The 8,480-nt window shown below is 63.1% G+C and carries 8 protein-coding genes; all 8 read left to right on the forward strand.

The annotated features are described in order from the left end of the window. Nucleotides 1–658: HAD family hydrolase (locus tag ABR948_RS28160; RefSeq protein WP_428124357.1), on the forward strand; the 658-nt coding region annotated here is incomplete at its 5' end. 174 nt (nt 659–832) lie between these two features. Continuing rightward, complete coding sequence (gene miaB / locus ABR948_RS28165) at nt 833–2,272, forward strand: tRNA (N6-isopentenyl adenosine(37)-C2)-methylthiotransferase MiaB (protein ID WP_428124359.1); 1,440 nt, start codon at nt 833–835, stop codon at nt 2,270–2,272. A gap of 4 nt (nt 2,273–2,276) precedes the next feature. Beyond that, nucleotides 2,277–3,332: a PhoH family protein gene (locus tag ABR948_RS28170; RefSeq protein ID WP_428124361.1), complete on the forward strand. Its 1,056-nt coding sequence runs from the start codon at nt 2,277–2,279 to the stop codon at nt 3,330–3,332. Nucleotides 3,333–3,397: 65 nt separating this feature from the next. Beyond that, on the forward strand, nt 3,398–3,907 hold the full coding sequence (gene ybeY, locus ABR948_RS28175; protein WP_428124371.1) for an rRNA maturation RNase YbeY: 510 nt from the start codon (nt 3,398–3,400) through the stop codon (nt 3,905–3,907). Between the two features lies 1 nt (nt 3,908). Then, nucleotides 3,909–5,024: a hemolysin family protein gene (locus ABR948_RS28180; RefSeq protein WP_428124363.1), complete on the forward strand. Its 1,116-nt coding sequence runs from the start codon at nt 3,909–3,911 to the stop codon at nt 5,022–5,024. Next, nucleotides 5,021–6,634: an apolipoprotein N-acyltransferase gene (gene lnt, locus ABR948_RS28185; protein WP_428124365.1), complete on the forward strand. Its 1,614-nt coding sequence runs from the start codon at nt 5,021–5,023 to the stop codon at nt 6,632–6,634. The genes ABR948_RS28180 and lnt overlap by 4 nt, the downstream gene beginning before the upstream one ends. Before the next feature lie 219 nt (nt 6,635–6,853). Then, nucleotides 6,854–7,270, forward strand: a complete 417-nt coding sequence (locus tag ABR948_RS28190) for a helix-turn-helix domain-containing protein (RefSeq protein ID WP_428124367.1) — start codon at nt 6,854–6,856, stop codon at nt 7,268–7,270. 183 nt (nt 7,271–7,453) lie between these two features. Further along, the gene (gene trmB, locus ABR948_RS28195) at nt 7,454–8,197 is read left to right on the forward strand and encodes a tRNA (guanosine(46)-N7)-methyltransferase TrmB (RefSeq protein WP_428124369.1); all 744 of its coding nucleotides are present in this window, start codon (nt 7,454–7,456) and stop codon (nt 8,195–8,197) included. Nucleotides 8,198–8,480 lie beyond the last annotated feature (283 nt).

Genomic DNA, 8,480 nt, shown 5'->3' on the forward strand with positions numbered 1-8,480 from the left:
TCTCGTCATTTTCGACTGCGACGGCGTGCTGGTCGACAGCGAAGTGATTTCGTGCCGCGCCCATGCGGAAGTGCTGACCCGCCACGGCTACCCGATCTCGGTCGAACAGGTATTCGATCGCTTCCTCGGCCGGTCCTCACGCCAGGCGCATCTTGAAGTCGAAGCCGAACTGGGCCGCCGCCTGCCTGACGACTTCCACAGCCAATTGCAGGACGAGCTGTTTCAGTCCTTTGCGGCCACGCTGGAACCGATTCCCCACATCGGTCAGGCACTCGCGGCGATCGCCCAACCGGTCTGCGTGGCCTCGAGCGGCTCGCACGAGCGCATGCGCGTCAGCCTCGGCCGGGTCGGGCTTTACGACCAATTTGCACCCCATATTTTCTCCGCCTCACAGGTCGAGCACGGCAAGCCTGCGCCCGATCTGTTTCAGTTCGCGGCCGCGCAAATGACCACACCTGCGGAACGATGCCTGGTGATCGAAGACAGTATCGCCGGCATCACCGCCGCGCGGGCCGCCGGGATGACCGTTTTTGGCTTCCACGGCGGCAGCCATTGCCATCAGGGTTACGGCGATACGCTGCGGGCTGCCGGGGCGGCGGTGACATTTGACGATATGCGGCAATTGCCCGGGCTGATTGGACGGATTGGAGCACATTAGAGCCCATCATTCCGGGATGGTCCGCAGGACCAGACCCGGAATCTCGGGATTCCGGGTTCGATGCTGGCGCATCGCCCCGGAATGACAGCTACTGACGCTGGATTTCCCGCGCTTTAGCCTATAATTGAGCCCCAACGCCGCAATGGCGCCATTTCAGCCCAGCATTCAGGTTCCATGAATCCGCCGCGCAAGCTGCACATCAAGTCATATGGTTGTCAGATGAACGTCTACGATGCGCAGCGCATGGTGGATACGCTGGCGCCGGAGGGCTTTGTCGAGACCGCAAGCGTGGATGATGCGGATCTGGTGATTCTCAACACCTGCCACATCCGCGAAAAGGCCTCCGAGAAGGTTTATTCCGAACTCGGGCGGCTGCGTGCTGTCAAAGACGAGGCGGCCCGCAACGGCAGGACCATGAGCATCGCGGTGGCCGGCTGCGTCGCGCAGGCCGAAGGCAACGAGATCATCCGCCGCGCGCCGGTGGTCGATGTCGTGGTCGGCCCGCAAAGTTATCACCATTTGCCGCAACTGCTCGCCCGCGCCAGAAGCCATGGCCGCGCGCTGGAGACGGAGTTCCCGGTCGAGGACAAGTTCGGATTCCTGGCCCCGCCGAAACCGGAAGCGATCCGCGCGCGCGGAATTTCGTCCTTCGTGACGGTGCAGGAAGGCTGCGATAAATTCTGCACGTTCTGCGTCGTGCCCTATACGCGTGGCTCCGAAGTGTCGCGGCCGGCCGCAAGGATCGTCGACGACGTCAAGCGGCTCGCTGACAATGGCGTGCGCGAGATCACCCTGATCGGTCAGAACGTCAACGCCTATCACGGCGAGGGACCGGACGGACGGATCTGGCCGCTCGGCACCCTCTTGCGTCATCTCGCCGGGATTCCCGGCATCGTTCGCCTGCGCTACTCGACCAGCCACCCCCGCGATGTCGACGAGACGCTGATCGAAGCGCATCGCGATCTGGCGGCGCTGATGCCATTCGTGCATTTGCCGGTGCAGTCCGGCTCCGACCGCCTTCTTGCCGTCATGAACCGCCGCCATACCGCCGATGATTACCGGCGCGTCATCGACCGGTTTCGCGCTGTGCGCCAAGATATTGCATTTTCATCGGATTTTATCGTGGGTTTCCCTGGGGAGACCGAGGAAGATTTTCTGGCCACCCTCGCGCTGGTCACACAAATCGGATACGCTGGCGCTTATTCGTTCAAATATTCGCCGCGGCCCGGCACGCCGGCGGCGGACATGCGGGAGACGGTGTCAGCGGCTGAAATGGACGAGCGATTGGTGCGGCTTCAGGAATTGATCGACAGCCAGCAATCGGCCTTCAACAAGGCCATGATTGGCAACACCGTCGATGTGCTGTTCGAACGCGCCGCCCGCAACCCCGGCCAGATCGTCGGCCGCACCGCCTATCTGCAGCCCGCGCATGTGATGGCATCTCCAGATATCATCGGACAGGTCCTGCCGGTGCGAATCGAAAGCCTCGAGCGCTACAGCCTGCTCGGTGAACTCGCGGCCGCTTCGCATGCGCAGCCCGCTTTGTCGCGCATGACGTCCTCTCACATAACGCCCTCTCAAATAACCCCCTTTCAAATCACAACGGGAGCCTGAACCCTTGCCAAAAAGCGCATCGGATTCGCCTTCGCTCGCTCCCAGCCGCAAACTCGACCGCGACCTGCCTATCCCGCCCGAAACCCAGGTGGTCATCGACTTCGATGACAATCGCGCGGCCTCGGGCCTGGTCGGACCCTACGGACAAAATCTGGCGCTGATCGAACGCCGGCTCGGCGTCGTGGTGGATTCGCGCGGCAATCACATCACCATTGCCGGATCGCGCGATGGCTGTGACGCCGCACGGCGGGTGCTGGAAACGCTGTATGCCCAGGCGATCCAGGGGCAGGAACTGGCGCAGGGCGACGTCGAAGGCGCGATCCGCGCCGTGATCGCGCAGGGCTCGTTGTTCGAATTCGACGCCAAGACCGTCAAATCGTCGTTCGAGACCATCAACCTGCGCAAGCGCCCGGTGCGGGCGCGCACCGCCGCCCAGGACTCCTATATCCGCGCGCTCAAGCGCCACGAACTGGTATTCGGCATCGGTCCGGCGGGTACCGGCAAGACCTGGCTCGCGGTGGCGCAGGCCGCGCAATTGTTCGAACGCAAGGAAGTCGATCGCATCATCCTGTCGCGGCCCGCGGTCGAAGCCGGCGAGCGGCTCGGCTTCCTGCCCGGCGATCTGCGCGAGAAGGTCGATCCCTATCTGCGGCCGATCTATGATGCGCTGTACGACCTGATGGATTCGCGGATCGTCGAGCGCGCGCTGCAAACCGGCGAAATCGAGATCGCGCCGCTGGCCTTCATGCGCGGCCGCACCCTGACCAATGCCGCCATCATTCTGGACGAGGCGCAAAACACCACCTCGATGCAGATGAAGATGTTCCTGACGCGGCTTGGCGAAAACAGCCGCATGATCATCACCGGCGATCCCTCCCAGGTCGACCTGCCGAACGGCCAGACCTCGGGTCTCGCCGAAGCCGCAAGATTGCTCGATGGCGTCGAGGGCATCTCCCAGGTGAGATTCACGGCCGAGGACGTGATCCGCCACGAACTGGTGGCGCGGATCGTCGCGGCCTATGAAGGATTGCCGCAGCGGCCGGCAACCAGCAGGCCTTGATGCCAAAATCTGCCGCCGAACGCGCGCCGGGGGCGAATTCCCGTCGCAACAGAAATCCCGGACCGATGGCACCGTTTGCCCTTCCCATCACCGAAGTTCTCGTTGTCGCCGACGTCTGGCAGGCCGAGCCAGACGCCGAGACCGTGATCCACCGCGCCATCACGGCCGCGGCGGAATTCGTCAATGCTGACATCGGAGAGGCCGAGCTCGCGGTGATGCTGACCGACGATGCCGGCATTCGTACGCTGAACAGCAACTGGCGCGGCATCGACAAGCCGACCAACGTGCTGTCGTTTCCGGCGTTGCCGCCGAGCGGCCCGGGCGGTCCCGGCGATGCGCCGCGCATGCTCGGCGACATCGCCATCGCCTATCAAACCACGCGCCAGGAAGCCGACGACGAACAAAAGCCGTTCGATCATCATCTCAGCCATCTGGCGATCCATGGTTTCCTGCATTTGATCGGTTACGATCACGAACAAGACGACGACGCCGAGGCTATGGAAACGCTCGAGCGGGAGATCCTGGCGCAACTCGGCATTCCCGATCCGTATACCGATCGCGAGCGGACGGACTGAGATGGTGGATTCCGAACCGACCCATGACAATCCGCGCAACACGCGCAACCTGCCGGCAGTGGTGCAGGAAGGCGAAGTCATGCGCCCGGCCGCGGAAAACTGGCTGACCCGCGCGATCCGCACGCTGTTCGGATGGAAGCCGGGATCGGTCCGCGACGACCTGCAGGTCGTGCTCGATGCCTCCACACCGGACGAAGTCGGCTTTTCCGCCATCGAGCGCACCATGCTGCGCAACATCCTCGGCCTGCATGAACGGCGCATCGCCGACGTGATGATCCATCGCGCCGATATCGTCGCGGTCAAGCGCGACATTCCGCTCGGCGAATTGATGAGCCTGTTCGAAAGTGCCGCGCATTCGCGCCTGGTGGTCTACAACGAAACCCTCGATGACCCCGAAGGCATCGTCCACATCCGCGATCTCCTGGCCTTCATGACCGCCAGGGCGCGCCTGCCCGAAGCCGGCAAGGCCAAGCGCAAGAAACCATTGCCCGCGGGCCTCGATCTGCGCGCGGTCGATCTGGCGCTGCCGCTCGCGGACGCCAACATCATCCGCAAGCTGCTGTTTGTGCCGCCATCGATGCGGGCGATCGATCTGCTGGCGCAGATGCAGGCCTCGCGCATCCATCTGGCACTGGTGGTGGACGAATATGGCGGCACCGACGGCCTGGTCTCGATCGAGGACATCGTCGAGCAGATCGTCGGCGAGATCGACGACGAACACGACAGCGACGAGCCGCCGGCGATCGTGCGGCAGGCGGACAATTCCTTCATCGCCGATGCCCGCGCCAGCCTCGATGACGTCCGCTCCGTGATCGGCGAGGAGTTCGTTACCGGCGAAGCCGGCGAGGAAGTCGAGACGCTGGGCGGCTATCTCGTGACCCATGTCGGCCGGTTGCCGGTGCGCGGCGAAGTCATCTCGGGGCCCGGCAATTTCGAAATCGAGGTGCTCGATGCCGATCCGCGGCGCGTCAAGCGGCTGCGCATCGGAACCCGCAAGGAACGCTCGGCGGTGCGCGCGCAACGCGAGAGCCGCCGCCGCGAAGCCGCGAGCGAGGCGGGCTCCGCGCAAGCCAACGACAATGCGAACCCGTCCGGCGATGGAGCGGGTTCGCCGTGACGCTCACTGGCAACCTCCGCGCGGCCGGTCTCGCCATCATCCTGTCCTGGGGATGGAAGCGCGCCGCCATTGCGCTCGTCGCCGGCGCGCTGTCGGCGCTGGCGATGGCGCCGTTCAATGCCTGGCCGGTGCTGTTCCTGACGTTTCCGGTGGCGGTCTGGCTGATCGATGGCGCCGGCGCCGGGCGCCTGGGCGGCATCCCGGCAGCGGCGATGGCCGGCTGGTGGTTTGGCCTCGGCTATTTCGTGCCGGGGCTGTACTGGATCGGCTACGCGTTCCTTGTCGATGCATCCACCTTCGCATGGTTGCTGCCGTTCGCGATATTGGGCCTGCCGGCCTATCTGGCGCTGTTCACCGCCTTGGGCTTTGCGCTGGCGCGTCTGATCTGGACCCGGGACGCTTCGCGGGTGATCGCCCTTGCGGCAAGTCTGACACTGGGCGAATGGCTGCGCGGCCATGTGCTCACGGGCTTTCCATGGAACACGTTCGGCTACGCCCTGACCGAGCCGCTGGCGCTGGCGCAGACGGCGTCGCTGATCGGCCTGTGGGGCCTGACATTTCTGGCGGTGGCGATCTTCGCAAGCCCGGCGGTGCTGATCGATGGACGTTCGCGCGGACGCAAGCCGTGGATCGCGCCTGTCATCGCGGTGTCGTTGCTCATCGCGATGGGAATTTTCGGCGCCGTTCGCCTGAGCCTGCATCCGACCACGATGGTTGCAAACGTCAAGCTGCGAATCATGCAGCCCAATCTGCAGCAGGACGTCAGGTTCAATTACTCCGCCAAGGCGGAGGTGATGCAAAAATATCTGACGTTGTCGGATCGCGCCTCCGGGCCGCAATCGACCGGCGTGCGCGATGTCAGCATATTGATCTGGCCGGAATCGGCGTTCCCGTTTTTTCTGACGCGTGAAGCCGACGCCATGGCGCAGATCGCCGAGCTCTTGCCCAAGGGCACCGTCCTGATCACCGGGTCGGTGCGCGCACCCGATGTTCCCCCGGGCGTGCGGATCACCCGCGCCTACAATTCAATCTACGTGATCGACCACGACGGCAGCGTGCTGTCGATTTACGACAAGCTGCATCTGGTGCCATTCGGCGAATTTCTTCCGTTCCAGGACTGGTTGGAAAAAATCGGCCTGGAGCAGCTCACCAAGGTCCAGGGCGGATTTATTCCGGGCACAAGGCGGCGCACCATGGACATCCCGAATGCGCCGCGCGCGCTACCCCTGATCTGCTACGAAGCGATCTTTCCCGGTGACGTTGCGGAACGCGACGACCGTCCGGGCTGGATCGTCAACCTCACCAATGACGGCTGGTTCGGAATCTCGACCGGCCCGTATCAACATCTGCAGCAGGCACGCCTGCGTGCCATCGAGCAGGGGCTGCCCGTGGTTCGTGCTGCAAACACCGGCATTTCCGCGGTTATCGATCCGATCGGACGGTTTGTGGCACGGCTTGATCTCGGGCTCGAAGGCGTGCTCGATTCCCCATTGCCGTCAGCGATCCCGCCGACAATCTATTCGCGTGTCGGCGATATTCCCGCCGCCATCATCATCGCCGCCGCCCTGGTGTTCGTGATCAGGCGCCGCGTCGCGAAGCGAACTGCCTGACGGCCAACTACGGAAATCCACTAGTTGACAGACCGGCTGCGCCATTCGCATTCTGCGCAGCAAGATTGCTCAAGAATAGACCCGTCAGTATATTGCTCAAATTGTCTGCATTGATTCTTCATCGGCCCTCCGAACAGGATTTGACGGCCTTGCTGCCTGAGGCATACTTCGCTTTCGTTTTGCTTCATCCCACAAACATAGTCCCGAGGAGTGTTGGCGATGTCGACCAAAGCGCCCAATCCTGTTGACAAATATGTCGGCAGTCGTGTGCGCATGCGCCGCATCATGCTGGGCATGAGTCAGGAAAAGCTCGGCGAGGCGCTGGGCCTTACATTCCAGCAGGTTCAGAAATACGAGAAGGGCACCAACCGGGTCGGGGCAAGCCGCATTCAGCAGATCTCCGAAATACTCCAGGTGCCGGTATCGTTCCTGTTCGAGGGAGGACCGAGCGGCATCATCAGCGCCGAAGGCTTCACCGAAGGAACCTCGCCGGCTTACGTGTCCGACTTCCTGGCGACATCGGAGGGTTTGGCGCTCACCCGCGCGTTCACGCGCATCTCCGATGCCAAGCTTCGACGCAGCATTGTCGATCTGGTCGAACAGATCGCCGCGCGCGAAGGACCTGACAAGCGCTGAGCCAGATCGTTTAAGTTTGAGATAGCTTGAAATCTGCAATAGCCTGAAATCTGCAATATGTCGTCGTTCCCCGACGTGCTATGGCGCGTCTGAGGGCTCGAGTGAAACGAGCGAACCCTCAAATGACAGCTCTCGTATTCAAGCCAACAGCATGCTGACGACAACCAACAGATTCGATCCGCGATGAGTGCCGCGATCCGTGATCCCGAGTATCGCGATACATCCCCCAACGATGCTGCCGCGGTTCACCCGCATGGCTCATTCTTCGGCCGGCGCAAAGGTCACCGGCTGCGCTCGCACCAGTCCGACCTGATCGCGCACCTGCTGCCGCGGCTTGCGCTGGAAATCGGCAGCTCGCATCCGCCCAGTCTCGCCGGGCTGTTCGATGCGCCGGTCGACGATATCAGACTCGAAATCGGATTCGGCGGCGGCGAACACCTGATCGCAGAGGCGCGCGCCTTTCCAGCGACCGGTTTCGTCGGCTGCGAGCCCTATGTCAACGGCATGGCCAAAATTCTGGCGCAGATCGAGGCCCACAGCATCGGCAACATCCGGCTGTTCGCGGGCGACGCCGCCGAATTGCTGGCATGGGCGCCGCCGCAATCGCTGGCGCGAATCGATCTGATCCATCCCGACCCATGGCCGAAACGGCGACACTGGAAGCGGCGCTTCGTGCAGGACGCGACCATCTCGGCCATGGCGCATGTTCTCAAGCCCGGCGGCGAATTCCGCTTCGTCAGCGATATCAGCGATTATTGCGCATGGACGCTGGCCCATCTTTCGCGCTCGCCCGATTTCGTCTGGACCGCGGAGAAGGCCGATGACTGGCGTCTGCCCTGGACCGATTACACGATGACGCGATACGGCCGCAAAGCCGAGCGCGAAGGCCGGCGCGCGGCGTATCTGCGGTTTCGCAGGATCGGCTAGAGCATGATCCGGAAAAGTGGGAACCGGTTTTCCCTCGCGACAAACGCCAGAGGCGTTTGCGCGCAGATCATGCTCAAACCAGAAGATCGACGACGAGCATGATTCAACTCAGTTGAATCATGCTCTAGCCGGCAATGCCCGCTTGGAGTCACGCCGACTGACGGGTCTGCCAGAAGTTCACCACCCGCTCCGCGGTCACGGGCATCAGGCGGGCGAAATTCACCCGCACATGCTCGATGTCTGTCGGCGACGGCACCCGGGCTGGACCCAGCCGCAGCAGGAT

The organism is Bradyrhizobium sp., from assembly GCF_050014615.1.
GTDB lineage: Bacteria > Pseudomonadota > Alphaproteobacteria > Rhizobiales > Xanthobacteraceae > Bradyrhizobium.